The 20,260-nt window shown below is 49.0% G+C and carries 17 protein-coding genes; 6 read left to right on the plus strand and 11 right to left on the minus strand.

Translation table 11 applies throughout. The features are described from left to right. From rpsA to BEB42_RS01270, 6 genes are all read right to left on the minus strand, one after another. On the minus strand, window positions 1–1,674 hold the full coding sequence (gene rpsA / locus BEB42_RS01245) for a 30S ribosomal protein S1 (RefSeq protein ID WP_000140327.1): 1,674 nt from the start codon (window positions 1,672–1,674) through the stop codon (window positions 1–3). A gap of 110 nt (window positions 1,675–1,784) precedes the next feature. Next, entirely contained in the window at window positions 1,785–2,468 is a 684-nt protein-coding gene (cmk, locus tag BEB42_RS01250) for a (d)CMP kinase (RefSeq protein ID WP_000125016.1), read from the minus strand. A gap of 172 nt (window positions 2,469–2,640) precedes the next feature. After that, a complete protein-coding gene (gene ycaL / locus BEB42_RS01255) occupies window positions 2,641–3,405 on the minus strand; it encodes a metallopeptidase YcaL (RefSeq protein ID WP_001353317.1) in 765 nt (254 codons plus the stop codon). A 167-nt stretch (window positions 3,406–3,572) separates the two neighbouring features. Next, complete coding sequence (aroA, locus tag BEB42_RS01260; protein WP_000445247.1) at window positions 3,573–4,856, minus strand: 3-phosphoshikimate 1-carboxyvinyltransferase; 1,284 nt, start codon at window positions 4,854–4,856, stop codon at window positions 3,573–3,575. Window positions 4,857–4,925: 69 nt separating this feature from the next. After that, on the minus strand, window positions 4,926–6,014 hold the full coding sequence (serC, locus tag BEB42_RS01265) for a 3-phosphoserine/phosphohydroxythreonine transaminase (RefSeq protein WP_000057129.1): 1,089 nt from the start codon (window positions 6,012–6,014) through the stop codon (window positions 4,926–4,928). Between the two features lie 198 nt (window positions 6,015–6,212). Continuing rightward, window positions 6,213–6,905, minus strand: a complete 693-nt coding sequence (locus BEB42_RS01270) for a DUF421 domain-containing protein (RefSeq protein WP_000642852.1) — start codon at window positions 6,903–6,905, stop codon at window positions 6,213–6,215. A gap of 129 nt (window positions 6,906–7,034) precedes the next feature. On the opposite strand from BEB42_RS01270, the gene ycaO reads away from it, so the two are divergent. From ycaO to pflA, 4 genes are all read left to right on the plus strand, one after another. Then, window positions 7,035–8,795 (plus strand): 30S ribosomal protein S12 methylthiotransferase accessory factor YcaO, encoded by a 1,761-nt coding sequence (gene ycaO / locus BEB42_RS01275; RefSeq protein WP_001353318.1) that lies wholly within the window; start codon window positions 7,035–7,037, stop codon window positions 8,793–8,795. A gap of 405 nt (window positions 8,796–9,200) precedes the next feature. After that, on the plus strand, window positions 9,201–10,058 hold the full coding sequence (gene focA, locus BEB42_RS01280; RefSeq protein ID WP_000642546.1) for a formate transporter FocA: 858 nt from the start codon (window positions 9,201–9,203) through the stop codon (window positions 10,056–10,058). Between the two features lie 54 nt (window positions 10,059–10,112). Then, window positions 10,113–12,395 carry a formate C-acetyltransferase gene (gene pflB, locus BEB42_RS01285; protein WP_001292812.1) on the plus strand — a complete coding sequence of 761 codons (2,283 nt, stop codon included), beginning with the start codon at window positions 10,113–10,115 and terminating at the stop codon, window positions 12,393–12,395. A gap of 191 nt (window positions 12,396–12,586) precedes the next feature. After that, a complete protein-coding gene (gene pflA / locus BEB42_RS01290; protein WP_105267117.1) occupies window positions 12,587–13,327 on the plus strand; it encodes a pyruvate formate lyase 1-activating protein in 741 nt (246 codons plus the stop codon). An 81-nt stretch (window positions 13,328–13,408) separates the two neighbouring features. On the opposite strand, the gene BEB42_RS01295 is transcribed toward pflA, so the two are convergent. Beyond that, a complete protein-coding gene (locus tag BEB42_RS01295) occupies window positions 13,409–13,999 on the minus strand; it encodes an NAD(P)H oxidoreductase (RefSeq protein WP_001190366.1) in 591 nt (196 codons plus the stop codon). Between the two features lie 99 nt (window positions 14,000–14,098). On the opposite strand from BEB42_RS01295, the gene BEB42_RS01300 reads away from it, so the two are divergent. Continuing rightward, entirely contained in the window at window positions 14,099–15,007 is a 909-nt protein-coding gene (locus BEB42_RS01300) for a LysR family transcriptional regulator (RefSeq protein WP_001242673.1), read from the plus strand. On the opposite strand, the gene BEB42_RS01305 is transcribed toward BEB42_RS01300, so the two are convergent. Next, window positions 15,008–16,438: an APC family permease gene (locus BEB42_RS01305; protein ID WP_000918528.1), complete on the minus strand. Its 1,431-nt coding sequence runs from the start codon at window positions 16,436–16,438 to the stop codon at window positions 15,008–15,010. Between the two features lie 209 nt (window positions 16,439–16,647). Next, the gene (locus BEB42_RS01310) at window positions 16,648–17,796 is read right to left on the minus strand and encodes an MFS transporter (RefSeq protein ID WP_105267118.1); all 1,149 of its coding nucleotides are present in this window, start codon (window positions 17,794–17,796) and stop codon (window positions 16,648–16,650) included. Between the two features lie 314 nt (window positions 17,797–18,110). Between BEB42_RS01310 and ycaC the strand changes: the two genes are divergently transcribed. After that, on the plus strand, window positions 18,111–18,737 hold the full coding sequence (gene ycaC, locus BEB42_RS01315) for an isochorismate family cysteine hydrolase YcaC (RefSeq protein WP_000165876.1): 627 nt from the start codon (window positions 18,111–18,113) through the stop codon (window positions 18,735–18,737). Between the two features lie 34 nt (window positions 18,738–18,771). Here the strand turns inward: ycaC and dmsC are convergent, their stop codons facing one another. Then, a complete protein-coding gene (gene dmsC / locus BEB42_RS01320; protein WP_000534649.1) occupies window positions 18,772–19,635 on the minus strand; it encodes a dimethyl sulfoxide reductase anchor subunit DmsC in 864 nt (287 codons plus the stop codon). Window position 19,636: 1 nt separating this feature from the next. Continuing rightward, window positions 19,637–20,254: a dimethylsulfoxide reductase iron-sulfur subunit DmsB gene (gene dmsB / locus BEB42_RS01325; RefSeq protein ID WP_000213098.1), complete on the minus strand. Its 618-nt coding sequence runs from the start codon at window positions 20,252–20,254 to the stop codon at window positions 19,637–19,639. Between the last annotated feature and the right edge of the window lie 6 nt (window positions 20,255–20,260).

Raw genomic sequence — 20,260 nt, forward strand, 5'->3', positions numbered from 1 at the left:
TTACTCGCCTTTAGCTGCTTTGAAAGCTTCAGCCATTGCGTTGTTGGAGAAGTTTGCATCTTCCTGTTTGTTAACAGTTGCGATTGCATCTTTCTCGTCAGCTTCGTCTTTCGCACGAACAGACAGGCTGATTGCGCGGTTTTTACGATCAACGCCGGTGAATTTAGCTTCAACTTCGTCGCCAACGCTCAGAACCAGGGTAGCGTCTTCAACGCGGTCACGGGATGCTTCAGAAGCACGCAGGTAACCTTCAACGCCGTCAGCCAGTTCTACGGTTGCGCCTTTAGCGTCAACTGCAGTTACTTTACCGGTTACGATAGCGCCTTTCTTGTTCAGAGCAACCCAGTTGTTGAACGGATCTTCTGCGAGCTGTTTAACGCCCAGGGAGATACGTTCACGTTCTGCGTCAACCTGCAGAACAACTGCAGCGATTTCGTCGCCTTTTTTGTATTCACGAACTGCTTCTTCGCCTGCAACGTTCCAGGAGATGTCAGACAGGTGAACCAGGCCGTCGATGCCGCCGTCCAGGCCGATGAAGATACCGAAGTCAGTGATAGACTTGATTTTACCTTCAACACGGTCACCCTTGTTGTGGGTTTCCGCGAACTGCTGCCACGGGTTAGCTTTGCACTGTTTCAGACCCAGGGAGATACGACGACGTTCTTCGTCGATATCCAGAACCATAACTTCCACGACATCGCCAACGTTAACAACTTTGGACGGGTGGATGTTTTTGTTGGTCCAATCCATTTCGGAAACGTGTACCAGGCCTTCAACGCCTTCTTCGATTTCAACGAAGCAGCCGTAGTCGGTCAGGTTGGTCACGCGACCAGTCAGTTTGGTACCTTCCGGATAACGTTTAGCGATAGCTACCCACGGATCTTCGCCCAGCTGTTTCAGGCCCAGGGATACACGGGTACGTTCGCGGTCGAACTTCAGCACTTTAACAGTGATTTCGTCGCCCACGTTGACGATTTCGCTTGGATGCTTAACGCGTTTCCAGGCCATATCAGTGATGTGCAGCAGGCCGTCAACGCCGCCCAGATCAACGAATGCACCGTAGTCAGTGAGGTTCTTAACGATACCTTTAACTTCCATGCCTTCCTGCAGGTTTTCCAGCAGCTGATCGCGCTCTGCGCTGTTTTCGGATTCGATAACGGCACGACGAGAAACAACAACGTTGTTGCGCTTCTGATCCAGCTTGATTACTTTGAATTCAAGCTCTTTGCCTTCCAGGTGCAGAGTGTCACGCACCGGACGAACGTCTACCAGAGAACCTGGCAGGAACGCACGAATACCGTTCAGCTCAACAGTGAAGCCGCCCTTAACTTTGCCGTTGATAACACCGGTAACAGTTTCAGCATCTTCGTAAGCTTTTTCCAGCGTGATCCAGGCTTCGTGACGTTTAGCTTTCTCACGGGACAGCAGAGTTTCACCGAAGCCGTCTTCTACTGCGTCCAGAGCAACGTCAACTTCGTCACCTACCTGGATTTCCAGCTCGCCCTGGGCGTTTTTGAACTGCTCAGCCGGGATGGCGGACTCAGATTTCAGACCAGCGTCAACCAGTACTACGTCTTTGTCGATAGCAACAACAACGCCACGAACGATAGAACCCGGGCGGGTTTCGATTTCTTTTAAGGACTCTTCAAAGAGTTGAGCAAAAGATTCAGTCATGTTTAATCTTCAGGTTTATATTTAACGTCCACCTGGCTCCATGCCGGATGGGGTTGTTTAACATACCCGCTGTCATTCCATTGCAACGGGGGTACTGCAAATTCGGTCGCTTATGCGAGAGCCAATTTCTGGCGCGCGTATTGTAGCGCTTTTTCAATCACTTGCTCAATGCTTAAGGTGGTGGAATCCAACACTAAAGCATCGGCTGCCGGAACCAGTGGCGCTACCGCTCGGTTACGATCGCGGTCGTCGCGTTCTTTGATCTCGGCCAAAAGGCGCTCAAAGTTAACACTAAAGCCCTTCTCCTGCAACTGTAGCATGCGGCGATGCGCACGTTCTTCCGAGGAGGCGTCAAGGAAAATTTTCACTGGCGCATCAGGGAATACCACCGTTCCCATATCGCGGCCATCGGCAATCAAGCCTGGTAATTCGCGAAACGCGCGTTGGCGACGCAATAATGCTTCACGAACGCGTGGGAATGCCGCGACTTGTGAAGCAGCATTCGCCACTTCCTGAGTACGAATTTCGCCGCTGACATCTTCCCCTTCGAGGATCACTTCCAGATTGCCATTGGTCGACACAAAACGGACATCCAGATGGGATGCCAGCGGCACGAGCGCATCTTCCGATGCAACATCAACATGGTGATGTAATGCCGCCAGTGCCAGTACGCGATAAATTGCACCCGAGTCCAGCAGATGCCATTGCAACGCTTCCGCCATAGCCTTACACAAGGTGCCTTTCCCTGCACCGCTTGGGCCATCAATGGTAATAACCGGGGCAATTGCCGTCATCTTTATCTCCTTAAAACAGGCGTACCGTTAACATAACCGCGCGCATTATACGCGCCGACGCCACAAATCGTTAACGTTGTGTGCAAAAACCAGTTTTGTCTGTATTCAGATGGGGATTTATTGCGCAATTATAGCGGGCTGGCAGAAGACCAGCCCGAAAGATGACAATGATTTACTTACCAGAGGCGATACGATCACGGATGTGTTGCGCACGCTCTGTTGATGGTGGGTGAGAGTCAAACATGGACTGGGTACGGCCGCCATCCAGGCTGGCCAATTTTTCAAAGCTGCCAACCAGCCCCTGGGTGCTGATGCCACGTTTCTTCAACAGATCAAAGGAGAAATCATCTGCTTCGGACTCTTTATCGCGGGAGTATTTAGCATTGATCGCGCCTTCTGCGATATCACCTAATTGTGAGCGAGAAAGCTGGGAAGCCACACCGCTGGTAGCGGAAATCGCATCACGTGCGGCAACGATCGCATAAGAAGCTTTCATTTCAGCCAGCGAGTGACCCAACGCGACGTGGCCCAGTTCATGACCCAGAACGCCTTCAATTTCGTTGTCGTTCATCATGTCCATCAGGCCACTATAGACACGAACACAGCCGTTCGCCATCGCCCATGCGTTGACGTCGCTGGTCATATAAACCTTATAGTTGACCGGCGTGCCATTAATATTGTTACCCAATGCTTTGGCGATTTTTGCCAGACGTTTACCGTACTTGCTGGATTTACTTGCGACTTGATTGCCGCTGTCCATTTCGGCACAGCCCTGATTGGCAATCGCTTTTGCATCAGCATCGCTTAACGTTGCTGCTTTATAGGCATTTAAACCTGAGCTGATAGCCATATTGGTATCAATACCGTGGGTATTCTGACACCCTGTCAGTAAAGCTGCAGAGGCCGCAATCGCCAGCAGTAATTTAGTATTCTTCATGTGAATCATCCGTTGATTAATCATATATAAATATTATGTATCAATAACTTACATTGACAAACGACGCTACCATTAATCAAAATGACTCACAAGGTCCGAAAAAAACGCCGGCAATGTGCCGACGTTTTGATAAAGAAAGATTTGGCTATTTATTGCACGTTGTTCATTCAGGCTGCCTGGCTAATCCGCGCCAGCTGCTCGAAATAATCCGGAAATGTTTTGGCCGTGCATTTGGGATCAAGAATCGTCACTGGTGTATCTGACAACGCCACCAGCGAGAAACACATCGCCATCCGGTGATCATTGTATGTTGCGATCTCGGCAAAGTTCAGTTTTTCCGGTGGAGTGATACGAATGTAATCGTGCCCCTCTTCTACTTCCGCACCAACTTTACGCAGTTCTGTTGCCATCGCAAACAGGCGATCGGTCTCTTTAACACGCCAGTTATAGATATTGCGCAGCGTGGTGGTGCCTTTTGCAAATAACGCCGCCGTGGCAATGGTCATCGCCGCATCAGGAATATGGTTCATATCCATATCAATAGCGTTCAGTTCACCCCGCGTGCAGGAAATATAATCATCGCCCCAGCAAATGGTCGCGCCCATTTTTTCCAGCACATCAGCAAAGCGAATATCACCCTGCATACTGTTGCGTCCAATGCCGGTCACTTTTACAGTGCCGCCTTTGATTGCTGCTGCTGCCAGGAAGTAAGAAGCCGAAGATGCATCGCCTTCGACCAAATAAGTACCCGGAGACTGATAAGACTGCCCGCCTTTTACGACAAATTGTTGATAGTGCTGATTTTCAATTTCAACACCAAACGTCTTCATCAGATTGAGTGTGATGTCGATATAAGGTTTAGAGACCAGATCGCCTTTAATACGAATCACCGTATCTTCCGGCGCAAGAGGCGCAGTCATTAACAGTGCGGTGAGAAACTGACTGGAAACGGAGCCATCAACGTCAACGTTGCCGCCAGTAAAGCCGCCCTGTAAACGCAATGGTGGATAATTTTCTTGTTCCAGGTAAGTGATCTTCGCCCCACCCAGGCGCAGCGCATCCACCAGATGACCAATGGGGCGTTCTTTCATACGCGGTTCACCGGTCAGCACAATATCATTGCTACCCAGACAAAGAGCTGCCGCCAGCGGACGCATTGCCGTTCCGGCGTTACCGAGGAACAACTCCAGGGCACTTTTTGCGTGTAATGGACCGCCGTTACCGATGATTTCGCAACGCGTACGATCGGCTGAAAGTGTATAGCTTACCCCTAACGCTGTTAATGCATTCAGCATATGGCGCACGTCATCGCTATCCAGCAGATTGGTTAATACTGTTTTGCCGTGTGCTAATGCCGCCAGCAATAAAGCGCGGTTAGAAACGCTCTTGGAACCGGGCAGATTAATGGTGCCATCGACACGAGCGATGGGTTGTAACGTCAGGGATTCCATGAACTCAACTCTCTACAACAGAAATAAAAACCCACAGGCTGGCTGTGGGGATTAAGCAAAATTTCGGCATTAGCCGTGACGGCGTTCGAACTCAATCATGAAGTCTGTCAGCGCTTTAACGCCTTCCAGAGGCATTGCGTTATAAATTGACGCACGCATACCGCCGACCACACGATGCCCTTTCAGGGCATGCAGCCCCGCAGCAAAAGACTCTTCAAGGAACAATTTGTCAAGCGCACTGTCCGCCAACTGGAACGGCACGTTCATCCGCGAACGGTTAGCTTTCGCCACGTCATTGCGGTAGAAATCGCTGTTATCAATCACCCCATACAGCAGTTCTGCTTTTTGCTGATTGATTTTATCCATTGCAGCCACGCCGCCGTTCGCTTTCAGCCATTTGAATACCAGACCGGACAGGTACCAGGCAAATGTCGGCGGCGTGTTAAACATGGAGTCGTTATCGTTAAGGATGGAATAATCCAGAATCGACGGACAAGCGATATTCGCTTTACCCAGTAAGTCTTCACGAACGATGACGATTGTCAGGCCCGCCGGGCCGATATTTTTCTGTGCGCCAGCATAAATCACACCGTAACGACTGACGTCAATTGGACGGGAAAGAATCGTTGAAGAGAAGTCGGCTGCAACCACCACTTCTTTACCAAAGTCTGGCGTTTCGTCGATGGCGATACCATCGATGGTCTCATTTGGGCAGTAATGCATATAAGCGGCATTATCAGAGAGCTGCCATTCACGCATTGGCTTAACCGCACGAAGACCATCAACAGTCACTTTGGCGTCAAAGACATTTGGCTTGCAGTATTTTTTCGCTTCTTTAATGGCACTTGCCGCCCAGTAACCGGCATCAACATAATCTGCAGTGGTTTTATCACCAAGAATATTCAACGGTACTGCAGCAAATTGACCGCGACCACCGCCGTGGCAGAACAATACTTTATAGTTGGAGGGGATATTAAGAAGATCGCGAAAATCCTTCTCGGCTTCCTCTGCAACCTGAATGAACTCTTTACCACGGTGGCTCACTTCCATCACCGACGTACCAAGACCGTTCCAGTCGCGCAGTTCCTGTTGAGCCTGTTTAAGCACCTCTGCCGGTAGCATTGCCGGACCAGAACTAAAATTGAAGATTTGAGCCATTTCCCCTCACCACGTTGCGTTGCCATTAACCCACGGACAATCGATTGCGACCGCGGGTAATACATTATTCCTGTGGCTATCGGTTTTATCATTCAGTGGCGCGCATCGCAATGGGTAAAACAGTCGAGGGCAAAAATGCGGCACGCGTCACACAATAGAATCTCTCGGATTATTGTCCAAAAACCGATTTTTTTGCTGTCAGGTCACCCGTTTAGCCCGACTTGCCTTCGTCCATTCTGGATTTGCACAGCGCGGACATAATTGTTTTTCCCCTGCATTCATATGAATGATCTCACTGCAACGGATGCAAGCATAGTCCGCCGACTCAGGCACCACTTTGTAACGCTGAGTACAGTCACTGGGTAAAATAAGTAATCCCGGTTTGACCTTGTCATCTTCAAAGAAATAGACACTGATTTGCCCGTTGGTTTCGAGAATCGCCAGACGTACCTGCCCCAACTGCTCCACTCCACGCAGTCGCAGCTCCATAAAGAACTCAAATTCCGTCATGTTGGAGTTATTAAGTTTCGACCAGGCCAGCTCACCATCCTCAATAATGACAACCGGCTTGCCTTCCAGAAGATCCTCCAGTTTTTCACTGTGCGCCATCAACCACATTACCAGACGGTATAACAACGCCAGAGTAATAAAGACGATAAGCACCGGAACCATCGGCACATCATCATAAAACGCCACATCCCCCGCCGCTGACCCCAGCGTCAGAATGATTAACACTTCAAACAGCGACATCTGCCGCACACCGCGTCTGCCGGTCATTTTGAGGAACAAAAAAACCAGTACAAAGGTATAAAGACTACGTAGTGCAACTTCGCCAAGGAAATCAAAAGGCACTTTATCAAATGCCATACGGTGGAGATCGAATGCCTTCATTTTTATGCTCTTATCGTGGTTTATCCGCTAAAAGCATAGTCAACAGTTCATCTGCCTGGCGGCGGTGATAGCGCCTTTGAGATAAAACCCGTATTATTGCGCGCTTTCCGTACGACTAAAGTGATTTTCATGACGCAAACATTTATCCCCGGCAAAGATGCCGCCCTGGAAGATTCCATCGCTCGCTTCCAACAAAAACTTTCAGACCTTGGTTTTCAGATTGAAGAGGCCTCCTGGCTGAATCCCGTGCCTAACGTCTGGTCAGTGCACATTCGCGACAAAGAGTGCGCACTGTGTTTTACCAACGGTAAAGGCGCAACCAAAAAAGCGGCGCTGGCATCTGCCCTCGGTGAATATTTCGAGCGTCTGTCTACCAACTACTTTTTTGCTGATTTCTGGCTGGGCGAAACCATCGCCAACGGTCCATTCGTGCATTATCCCAACGAAAAATGGTTCCCACTGACCGAAAACGACGATGTACCAGAAGGGCTGCTCGATGACCGTCTGCGCGCATTTTACGATCCGGAGAATGAACTGACCGGCAGCATGCTGATTGACCTACAATCTGGTAACGAAGATCGTGGTATTTGCGGTCTGCCGTTTACGCGCCAGTCCGACAATCAGATCGTTTATATTCCGATGAATATCATTGGTAACCTGTACGTTTCTAACGGTATGTCCGCTGGCAATACCCGAAACGAAGCACGCGTTCAGGGGTTGTCCGAAGTTTTCGAACGCTACGTGAAAAACCGCATTATTGCTGAAAGCATCAGCCTGCCAGAGATCCCGGCAGACGTGCTGGCGCGTTATCCAGCGGTGGTTGAAGCGATCGAAACACTGGAAGCGGAAGGTTTCCCGATCTTCGCTTATGATGCCTCGCTTGGCGGCCAGTATCCGGTGATCTGCGTGGTACTGTTCAATCCAGCTAACGGTACCTGCTTTGCCTCTTTCGGTGCGCATCCTGATTTTGGCGTAGCACTGGAACGTACCGTGACCGAGCTGCTGCAAGGTCGTGGCCTGAAAGATTTGGATGTGTTTACTCCGCCAACCTTTGATGATGAAGAAGTTGCTGAACATACCAACCTCGAAACGCACTTTATCGATTCCAGCGGTTTAATCTCCTGGGACCTGTTCAAGCAGGATGCCGATTATCCGTTTGTGGACTGGAGCTTCTCAGGCACCACGGAAGAAGAGTTTGCTACGCTGATGGCTATCTTCAACAAAGAAGATAAAGAAGTTTATATTGCCGATTACGAGCATCTGGGCGTTTATGCTTGCCGTATTATCGTGCCTGGCATGTCCGATATTTATCCGGCTGAAGATCTGTGGCTGGCGAATAACAGTATGGGCAGCCATTTACGTGAAACGATTCTTTCGTTACCAGGCAGCGAGTGGGAAAAAGAAGATTACCTGAACCTCATCGAGCAACTGGATGAAGAAGGTTTTGATGACTTTACCCGCGTGCGTGAGCTATTGGGTCTGGCAACCGGGCCGGATAACGGCTGGTACACTCTGCGTATCGGTGAATTAAAGGCTATGCTGGCGCTGGCTGGTGGCGATCTGGAACAGGCTCTGGTCTGGACTGAATGGACGATGGAATTTAACTCATCAGTGTTCAGTCCGGAACGCGCCAACTATTATCGCTGTCTGCAAACGTTGTTATTACTGGCACAGGAAGAAGACCGCCAACCACTGCAATATCTGAATGCCTTCGTTCGTATGTATGGCGCAGATGCCGTAGAAGCCGCCAGTGCGGCAATGAGCGGTGAATCGGCGTTTTATGGCTTGCAACCCGTAGATAGCGATCTGCACGCGTTTGCTGCACATCAGTCGTTGTTGAAGGCCTACGAAAAGCTGCAACGCGCCAAAGCAGCATTCTGGGCAAAATAAAATCAAATAGCCTACGCAATGTAGGCTTAATGATTCGTCTGAGTTATATTACGGGGCGTTTTTTTAATGCCCCGCTTTACATATATTTGCATTAATAAAATAATTGTAATTATAAAGTTAAATATAGGTAATTTGTATTTAATAAATACGATCGATATTGTTACTTTATTCGCCTGGTGCTCCCTTTTAATTAACTGTTTTAGCGGAGGATGCGGAAAAAATTCAACTCATTTGTTAATTTTTAAAATTTATTTTTATTTGGATAATCAAATATTTACTCCGTATTTGCATAAAAACCATGCGAGTTACGGGCCTATAAGCCAGGCGAGATATGATCTATATCAATTTCTCATCTATAATGCTTTGTTAGTATCTCGTCGCCGACTTAATAAAGAGAGAGTTAGTGTGAAAGCTGACAACCCTTTTGATCTTTTACTTCCTGCAGCAATGGCCAAAGTGGCCGAAGAGGCAGGTGTCTATAAAGCAACGAAACATCCGCTTAAGACTTTCTATCTGGCGATTACCGCCGGTGTTTTCATCTCAATCGCATTCGTCTTCTATATCACAGCAACCACTGGCACAGGAACAATGCCCTTCGGCATGGCAAAACTGGTTGGCGGCATTTGCTTCTCTCTGGGGCTGATTCTTTGTGTTGTCTGCGGAGCCGATCTCTTTACTTCCACAGTGTTGATTGTTGTTGCTAAGGCGAGTGGGCGCATCACCTGGGGTCAGTTGGCGAAAAACTGGCTAAATGTCTATTTTGGCAACCTGGTCGGCGCACTGCTGTTTGTACTTTTAATGTGGCTTTCCGGCGAGTATATGACCGCGAATGGTCAATGGGGACTAAACGTCCTACAAACCGCCGACCACAAAGTGCACCATACTTTTATTGAGGCCGTCTGCCTTGGTATCCTGGCAAACCTGATGGTATGTCTGGCAGTATGGATGAGTTATTCTGGCCGCAGCCTGATGGATAAAGCGTTCATTATGGTGCTGCCGGTCGCGATGTTTGTTGCCAGCGGTTTTGAGCACAGTATCGCAAACATGTTTATGATCCCGATGGGTATTGTAATCCGCGACTTCGCATCTCCGGAATTCTGGACCGCTGTCGGTTCTGCACCGGAAAATTTTTCTCACCTGACCGTGATGAACTTCATCACTGATAACCTGATTCCGGTTACGATCGGTAATATTATCGGCGGTGGTTTGTTGGTTGGGTTGACATACTGGGTCATTTACCTGCGTGAAAACGATCACCATTAATGGTTGTCGAAGTACGCAGTAAATAAAAAATCCACTTAAGAAGGTAGGTGTTACATGTCCGAGCTTAATGAAAAGTTAGCCACAGCCTGGGAAGGTTTTACCAAAGGTGACTGGCAGAATGAAGTAAACGTCCGTGACTTCATTCAGAAAAACTACACTCCGTACGAGGGTGACGAGTCCTTCCTGGCTGGCGCTACTGAAGCGACCACCACCCTGTGGGACAAAGTAATGGAAGGCGTTAAACTGGAAAACCGCACTCACGCGCCAGTTGACTTTGACACCGCTGTTGCTTCCACCATCACCTCTCACGACGCTGGCTACATCAACAAAGCGTTGGAAAAAGTTGTTGGTCTGCAGACTGAAGCTCCGCTGAAACGTGCTCTTATCCCGTTCGGTGGTATCAAAATGATCGAAGGTTCCTGCAAAGCGTACAACCGCGAACTGGACCCGATGATCAAAAAAATCTTCACTGAATACCGTAAAACTCACAACCAGGGCGTGTTCGACGTTTACACTCCGGACATCCTGCGTTGCCGTAAATCCGGTGTTCTGACCGGTCTGCCAGATGCTTATGGCCGTGGTCGTATCATCGGTGACTACCGTCGCGTTGCGCTGTACGGTATCGACTACCTGATGAAAGACAAATACGCTCAGTTCACCTCTCTGCAGGCTGATCTGGAAAACGGCGTAAACCTGGAACAGACTATCCGTCTGCGCGAAGAAATCGCTGAACAGCACCGCGCTCTGGGTCAGATGAAAGAAATGGCTGCGAAATACGGCTACGACATCTCTGGTCCGGCTACCAACGCTCAGGAAGCTATCCAGTGGACTTACTTCGGCTACCTGGCTGCTGTTAAGTCTCAGAACGGTGCTGCAATGTCCTTCGGTCGTACCTCCACCTTCCTGGATGTGTACATCGAACGTGACCTGAAAGCTGGCAAGATCACCGAACAAGAAGCGCAGGAAATGGTTGACCACCTGGTCATGAAACTGCGTATGGTTCGCTTCCTGCGTACTCCGGAATACGATGAACTGTTCTCTGGCGACCCGATCTGGGCAACCGAATCTATCGGTGGTATGGGCCTCGACGGTCGTACCCTGGTTACCAAAAACAGCTTCCGTTTCCTGAACACCCTGTACACCATGGGTCCGTCTCCGGAACCGAACATGACCATTCTGTGGTCTGAAAAACTGCCGCTGAACTTCAAGAAATTCGCCGCTAAAGTGTCTATTGACACCTCTTCTCTGCAGTATGAGAACGATGACCTGATGCGTCCGGATTTCAACAACGATGACTACGCTATCGCTTGCTGCGTAAGCCCGATGATCGTTGGTAAACAAATGCAGTTCTTCGGTGCGCGTGCAAACCTGGCGAAAACCATGCTGTACGCAATCAACGGCGGCGTTGACGAAAAACTGAAAATGCAGGTTGGTCCGAAGTCTGAACCGATCAAAGGCGATCTCCTGAACTACGATGAAGTGATGGAGCGCATGGATCACTTCATGGACTGGCTGGCTAAACAGTACATCACTGCACTGAACATCATCCACTACATGCACGACAAGTACAGCTACGAAGCCTCTCTGATGGCGCTGCACGACCGTGACGTTATCCGCACCATGGCGTGTGGTATCGCTGGTCTGTCCGTTGCTGCTGACTCCCTGTCTGCAATCAAATATGCGAAAGTTAAACCGATTCGTGACGAAGACGGTCTGGCTATCGACTTCGAAATCGAAGGCGAATACCCGCAGTTTGGTAACAACGACCCGCGTGTAGATGACCTGGCGGTTGACCTGGTAGAACGTTTCATGAAGAAAATTCAGAAACTGCACACCTACCGTGACGCAATCCCGACTCAGTCTGTTCTGACCATCACTTCTAACGTTGTGTATGGTAAGAAAACTGGTAACACCCCAGACGGTCGTCGTGCTGGCGCGCCGTTCGGACCGGGTGCTAACCCGATGCACGGTCGTGACCAGAAAGGTGCTGTAGCATCTCTGACTTCCGTTGCTAAACTGCCGTTTGCTTACGCTAAAGATGGTATCTCCTACACCTTCTCTATCGTTCCGAACGCACTGGGTAAAGACGACGAAGTTCGTAAGACCAACCTGGCTGGTCTGATGGATGGTTACTTCCACCACGAAGCATCCATCGAAGGTGGTCAGCACCTGAACGTTAACGTGATGAACCGTGAAATGCTGCTCGACGCGATGGAAAACCCGGAAAAATATCCGCAGCTGACCATCCGTGTATCTGGCTACGCAGTACGTTTCAACTCGCTGACTAAAGAACAGCAGCAGGACGTTATTACTCGTACCTTCACTCAATCTATGTAATTAGTTTTGACTGAAATCGTACAGTAAAAAGCGTACAATAAAGGCTCCACGAAAGTGGGGCCTTTTTTAGCACGAGAGCCTTTTTTGTCAGCTATCTATACTTTAAGGTGACTGCCAAAACAGACTCGACGTAGCCTTCGAGCTGCGCACCAACACGGCCTCAGATGGGCCACATCTGGAGAAACACCGCAATGTCAGTTATTGGTCGCATTCACTCCTTTGAATCCTGTGGAACCGTAGACGGCCCGGGTATTCGCTTTATCACCTTTTTCCAGGGCTGCCTGATGCGCTGCCTGTATTGTCATAACCGCGACACCTGGGACACGCATGGCGGTAAAGAAGTTACCGTTGAAGATTTGATGAAGGAAGTGGTGACCTATCGCCACTTTATGAACGCTTCCGGCGGCGGCGTTACCGCATCCGGCGGTGAAGCAATCCTGCAAGCTGAGTTTGTTCGTGACTGGTTCCGCGCCTGCAAAAAAGAAGGCATTCATACCTGTCTGGATACCAACGGTTTTGTTCGTCGTTACGATCCGGTGATTGATGAACTGCTGGAAGTAACCGACCTGGTAATGCTCGATCTCAAACAGATGAACGACGAGATCCACCAAAATCTGGTTGGAGTTTCCAACCACCGCACGCTGGAGTTTGCTAAATATGTGGCGAATAAAAATGTGAAGGTGTGGATCCGCTACGTTGTTGTCCCTGGCTGGTCTGACGATGACGATTCAGCGCATCGCCTCGGTGAATTTACCCGTGATATGGGCAACGTTGAGAAAATCGAGCTTCTCCCCTACCACGAGCTGGGCAAACACAAATGGGTGGCGATGGGTGAAGAATACAAACTTGATGGTGTTAAACCACCGAAGAAAGAGACCATGGAACGCGTGAAAGGCATTCTTGAGCAGTACGGTCACAAGGTAATGTTCTAATTTCCCCGTAAAGCGGCAACTTTATTGAGTTGCCGCTTTGTTATTCCGCGCTTCATTCTGCTACAGCGTTTTTAACACATCTTATAGTGCATCTACCATATCCCGTACCTGAGATAATAACGACTGATAATAGCTCGCGTGAAGTTCTTCCCCATCGAATACCACTGTATTACACAAGAAAGTGACATCGGCATCTTCAATACCAAGATAACTGCACATATTTATCAAATATTCGCTTATATTTTTTTCCCAGCCCATCTGGACAAATGATTCTTTGTCTCCTCCAACCAGCGCCACCCAACGAACTTTATTGAATGGTAATTTGTGCCCATCTCCATAAGCCAGCCCATTATTCCATACTCTGTCAATATATCCTTTTAGCATTGCTGGGAAGCTGTACCACCAGAGAGGAAAAACCACCACTAACGTGTCATGTTCAAGCAGCTCTGAATAAAGCTGATGAACCTCTGGAGAATAACGTTTATCCATATTCTTCCAGTCTGGTTCATCTTCCGGCGTCATCACCGGGTTGAAATTACGCCGATATAAATCGAGTTCCGTCACCTGTATTTTCCGCTCCATTGCCCGCTGATGGATCGCATCAGCAATATGTGCGGTCAATGAATCATGACGAGGATGGGCCCATACCAAATAAATACGTTCAGACTGCATAATTTTACCTCCACGTTAAGTTCTGGAGCGCACTTTACGCAGGCGGCATCATCCTGTAAACGTGATGATTCAGGATGAGTTAATGAAGGATTTTCACTAATGCGGATGAATATGTCTGACTTTGCCACTTTCTTTGCCGTGGCCCGTAATCAAAGCTTTCGCGCAGCAGGCGATGAGTTAGGCTTATCTTCGTCCGCCATTAGCCATAGTATTAAAACACTGGAACAACGTCTTAAAATTCGCTTATTCAATCGGACAACCCGAAGCGTATCGTTAACGGAAGCGGGTTCTAATCTCTATGAACGATTGCGCCCAGCTTTCGACGAAATTCAGATCATGTTAGATGAGATGAATGATTTTCGTCTGACACCGACAGGTACGCTCAAAATCAATGCCGCCCGGGTAGCTGCACGTATATTTTTAATGCCTTTACTGGTTGGTTTCACACGTGAATATCCTGATATTAAAGTCGAGCTCACAACTGACGACTCTCTTGTTGATATCGTCCAGCAGGGCTTTGACGCTGGCGTTCGACTTAGTGGCATCGTCGAAAAAGATATGATCAGCGTGGCGATCGGCCCGCCAGTGAAATTATGTGTAGCAGCAACGCCAGAGTACTTTGCAAGATATGGCAAACCCCGCCATCCTCATGATCTGCTTAATCATCAATGTGTTGTTTTTCGTTATCCCAGCGGCAAACCTTTCCACTGGCAATTTGCAAAGGAGCTGGAAATTGCTGTCGCAGGAAATATCATTCTGGATGATGTTGATGCTGAACTGGATGCCGTTTTGATGGGTGCTGGTATCGGGTATCTGCTCTATGAACAGATCAAGGAGTACCTTGATACCGGTCGTTTAGAATGTGTACTGGAAGACTGGATCACAGAGCGTCCAGGCTTCCAGATCTATTACCCAAACCGCCAGTATATGTCCTGCGGCTTGCGCGCATTTCTCGATTATGTAAAAACGGGTCAGATCTGCCAGAGTCAGCGTCACCGACCACAATAATTATTTGCTATTCGCTTTACGCGCCAGCAGCGGGAATATCAGCCCTAATCCCACCAGCACAAACGGCGTTGCAACATTCAGCGCCAACTGGAATGTCCACTCTGCGGTGAAGGCTTCCATTTTCGGGAAAATACCCGTCAGGCAGGCAAAAGCGGTAAAGGCAAAACACCAAATTCCGACGGTCATTGCCAGCGGCTTATTACGAATAAAAACATATTCCGGCTTATATTTCTGCGCCAGGCGAACAACTGCAATAAATGCAACAAATACCCATAAATAACGCAGCGGCATCACTACCGAGTTAAGGTTCAACAGCCATTTATAGAGATTGTTCATATCACCGATGCCGAGAGTCGGCAGCATAATCAGGATCGCCACCAGCACCAGGGTCAGAAAATAGCCATTAACGGGCGTACCAGATGCGTTGGTACGACATAAACTGGCAGGAATATATTTGCTGTCAGCATCGCCTAATAATACTTTAAGCGGCGCATCAATCGAGAATACCAGCGCAGCTACTTGACCCAGAGTATTCGCAATGGCGTAAATCACCATTAAAGTATTACCCATGCTGTAATACTCGCCCAGCTTCTGGAAGGCGTAATACTGGCCGTTGGTCATTAAGTCATCGGGAATATTGCGGGAGTCAAACATCATCCCCATTGCAAGCGATCCAAGGATCGCGCACACCGCAACCATCACCGCCAGGCATAACATCCCTTTTGGAAATTCTTTTCCTGGGTTGCGCGTTTGATTAACGTAGGGAGAAATCTTCTCTGCTCCACCAACCGCAAAGACCAGCATTGAAATAGTGGTAATGTAGGTAAAGTCGATATGAGGAATAAACGTTTCCCAGGTAATGTTTGTGGTCGCAATATGCACTTCAGTAATCGCAGGCGCGGTTACCGCCATCGCCACATACAGGAGCGACATAACAAACATCGCAATCCCTGCCACAGAACCGACGATTTTCAGCGATTTCATACCGCGTGAAGCAACCCACATAAAGAAGACAAACAGCACCAGCGTTAACCCCTGTAACGCTACGACTGAATATTCTTTGATTAGCGAACCGTCGCCTTTCATCGCCCAACCGAGCGCAATCAGTATTGCCTGGGGTTTTTGTGCCAGATAGGGAATATGCACTACCCAGTAGGTCCACGCGGCGAGGTAAGCCAGTCCGGGTCCCATCGTGTGTTTAATCCAGGTACTGACCCCGCCCTTCCCATCTTTGAAGGTCGAGCCTAACTGACCAACAATTAGCGCATAAGGTGTGAAATAGAGCGCAAAGATAAACACCCATGAAAAAACAACCACCAGCCCCTGGTTGGCGTAGTTATTAACAACGTTGCCAAAACCCCAGACAGTGATAAAAGACATCAGCGCAATGTTGTACCATCGCAGCTGTTTTTCCTGAACATTCCCAGCCATAGACAAATCCTTCGCCAAAATTAAAGGGGCATCTGTAAAACGAGGGATTATGCGCGGCAAATAAGAAGTGCGGAAATAGCGAAATGCAAAATTATAACCTGCTGCACATTTTATTTTGAAACGAATAAAATTTTGAAAAAAGCAAGTCAGAGAGAAGAAACAAAAAAGCAGAGTGTGAAACAGTAAGTTCACACTCTGCGTTAATTCATTTACACGTGAGCAACGGGTTTCGGCGTATGACCGGCGTTGCGAAGCAGCATCAGCAAATAGATAAACGATACGCTGGCGATCATGATAAACAATAAATTATCGGAGAAATTCTGCATTAGCATGGCAGTAAATGACGGGCCAAGCAGACTTCCCACAGTATAGCTCAACAGTAAGGCCTGGTTCATCGCCACCAGTTGATGATGTTCAACTTTCTCGCAAGCCCATGCCATCGCCACCGGATATAGCGTAAAGCCAGCGGCACCGAGGATGAATAACGCTGGGGCCATCGCCGCCTGGCTAAGCATCGCGATACTGCCGAGAATGACGACAAAGACCTGAACACGCAACACCAGCAGTCGACCAAACTTATCGACCAGACGTCCAATCGGCCATTGTCCAAGGATACCCGCACTGACCAGTACCGCCATCCAGAAACCAATGCTGGCATTGCTCACCCCTTTGTGATTGAGGTACAGCGGCATCAGGCCATATAGAGATCCCAGAACGATTCCTGAGATAATGCAGCCATTCACGCCAAGCCGCGCCTGACGGAGTTTTAGCATTGACGTAATTGACGTCGAATCATGGTTTTCAGCCTGCTGATTCAGCACACGCGTAAACAACAGCGGTAAGATCCCTGCCAACGTCAAACCTGTAACCCACGGCAATACGGACATCAGCTCGGTTGAAACTTTGCTGACCAGTAACTGGCCTAAAAACGTTCCCACGTAATAAACCATCATATACGCAGCAAGCAAACGACCACGGTTACGTGACGTCCCACTGCACATCAGCGCGCTCTCAACGACCACCCAAATCATGGCACAGCCGACACCCGCTACAAAACGCCACGCCAACCAGCTCCAGAAACCAATCATCAGGCCAAGACCTGCACAGCCAGCGGCAAAAATGAAGGAGGCCAGATAATAGCTGCGGTTAAAGCCAATGCGCTTAATGACATACCCTGTCAGCAATGTACCGACCAGGTTGCCGGTAAAATAGGATGAGCTGACAACGCCTACCTGCCATGTGGACATATGTTCCTGGGCGAGCCAAAGCGGCACGAGTGTATTTAACACTGCGATCGCCAAAGTCAACAAAAGCAGGCCAGACAGCAAAAGCATGACAGGCCGGGTATACGTGGACATGAATTAAAACCGTGAGGAAGTTCAAATTTCATGCGCATCATGCCACCGCCAAAAACATTGTCAATGGGTGAAAATACGCGCATATCGCAGCTGAGGTATTATCGATTTATATTACTCATTCATAACGCTAATGCTGGAGAGACGATTAATCTCATCTGATTGTTTTTATTGATCTAACACAAATTTCATACGCTTCGTTCAGTCGAAAAATTTCATGGTCACAGCAAACTCATATTTCCCGTCTATGCTTTCAGAGCAATGCATCGCGTCTGACCGATTTCAGACGTACCGCTGACTCTCGAAAGGAGAAGAGGATGACCAAACCGTATGTTCGTCTCGATAAAAATGATGCTGCCGTTTTGCTTGTTGATCACCAGGCTGGTTTACTTTCCCTTGTACGGGATATTGAACCCGATAAGTTTAAAAATAACGTGCTGGCGCTGGGTGATCTGGCTAAGTATTTCAACTTACCTACTATTCTTACCACCAGTTTTGAAACCGGCCCTAACGGCCCATTAGTTCCGGAACTGAAAGCACAGTTCCCTGATGCACCTTACATTGCTCGCCCGGGAAATATTAACGCCTGGGATAACGAAGATTTTGTGAAAGCGGTAAAAGCGACAGGTAAAAAACAATTGATTATCGCTGGTGTGGTAACCGAAGTTTGCGTTGCGTTCCCGGCACTTTCGGCAATTGAAGAAGGGTTTGATGTCTTTGTCGTGACTGACGCGTCAGGAACCTTTAACGAAATTACCCGGCACTCGGCGTGGGATCGAATGTCGCAAGCGGGTGCGCAATTGATGACATGGTTCGGCGTGGCGTGCGAGCTGCATCGCGACTGGCGTAATGATATTGAAGGACTGGCGACGTTGTTCTCTAACCATATTCCTGATTATCGTAATTTGATGACCAGTTATGACACGTTAACGAAGCAGAAATAAAAGAGAACCGGGGCCGAAACCCCGGTTGTTATGATTAGCTTGCGACGGCCATTCCCACGGTCATATGCAAACCATAGAATACGCCACGACCGATTAATTCCCCTGCCAGAAGCAGAATGAATGATACGGAAAGTAGCGGAACCGCAGGCTGATAACCTTTTAGCTGTGGGGCAATCCACAAGCACAGGGCAACAGCCAAAAGCACGATCCGCCAGGACATCAGCGCACCATAGTCCGGCACCAGCGCTGCGGCCTGCTGCACAGAGCTATGAATAGTCGCCAGCTCTGCGCCCTGCATCACTGACACCACGCCACTCACTACCAGGGCCAGTACAGAAATAGCTGGCAGCAGACGCATCGCCCAGCCATCGACGCCAGCCAGACTCAGTAACAGGTAACCCAGTAACGGGCCGCCCATGAACATCGTCAGGAAGAAGCCCATCGGTGTCCAGATGCTGTACCAGGTGGGTACGGTATCGATGCTGTTATAGACACGCACCATCATCCAGACAAAGACTACGCCAAGAACCATCGTCACCACCAGCCACAGCGTACGCAATGCCGGTGACAGCTTTTTCAGCATTGCCAGTAACCAGCCGATGCCACCAACAGCAAAAAAGATCGAACCGCTGGCGATTTCGTTACTGAGTGCTGAAGCCCCTACCCGGTTGAGCGAGTTAAAGGCGCGCATCGGTGAACCAAGATGAAGCATAGAGGCGATAAAGCCAATCCCCATCAGCACCCATAAGCCAAACATGCAGGCGATAACACGCTGCTGGGCTTCTGCTCGCAGGTCGCCTTTGAGCAGCGCCAAAGCCAGAACGATAAAACCACCTGCTACACATTGCCCGAAGACCGTGAAGATCATCAGCGGCCATTCATGCCATCCACTTCCCATCTCACACCTCCTTCGGGTTTGCCAGATAGCCAGTGGTATCCCCGGTCGGGCGGCTGTTGGCATTGGGTTTGATCACAATATTCGGTTTGGTAAAGTGAGCTCGCGGCAACGGCGCAACAGCCGCCAAATCGCCATGTTTTTTACGCAGCTCGTCGATAGGGCCGAAATCCAGCGCCCGCAGCGGGCAAGATTCAACACAGATCGGCTTCTTCCCCTCCGCAACACGGTCATAACAACCATCGCATTTGGTCATATGGCCTTTCGTTTCGTTATATTGCGGTGCGCCATACGGGCAAGCCATATGGCAGTAGCGGCAGCCAATGCACACATCTTCATCGACCACAACAAAACCATCTTCACGTTTATGCATCGCACCGCTCGGGCAGACTTTAGTACAAGCCGGATCTTCGCAGTGGTTACATGAAATCGACAGATAGTAGGCAAACACGTTCTGATGCCAGACACCGTTATCTTCCTGCCAGTCACCGCCAGCATATTCATAAATGCGGCGGAAGCTGACTTCCGGCGTCAGATCTTTATAGTCTTTACAGGCCAGCTCGCAGGTTTTGCAACCGGTGCAACGGCTGGAATCAATAAAAAATCCATACTGGGTTGTCATCGGTTA

The sequence above is a fragment of the Escherichia sp. MOD1-EC5990 genome (assembly GCF_002965285.1).
In the GTDB taxonomy this organism is placed as follows: domain Bacteria; phylum Pseudomonadota; class Gammaproteobacteria; order Enterobacterales; family Enterobacteriaceae; genus Escherichia; species Escherichia coli_F.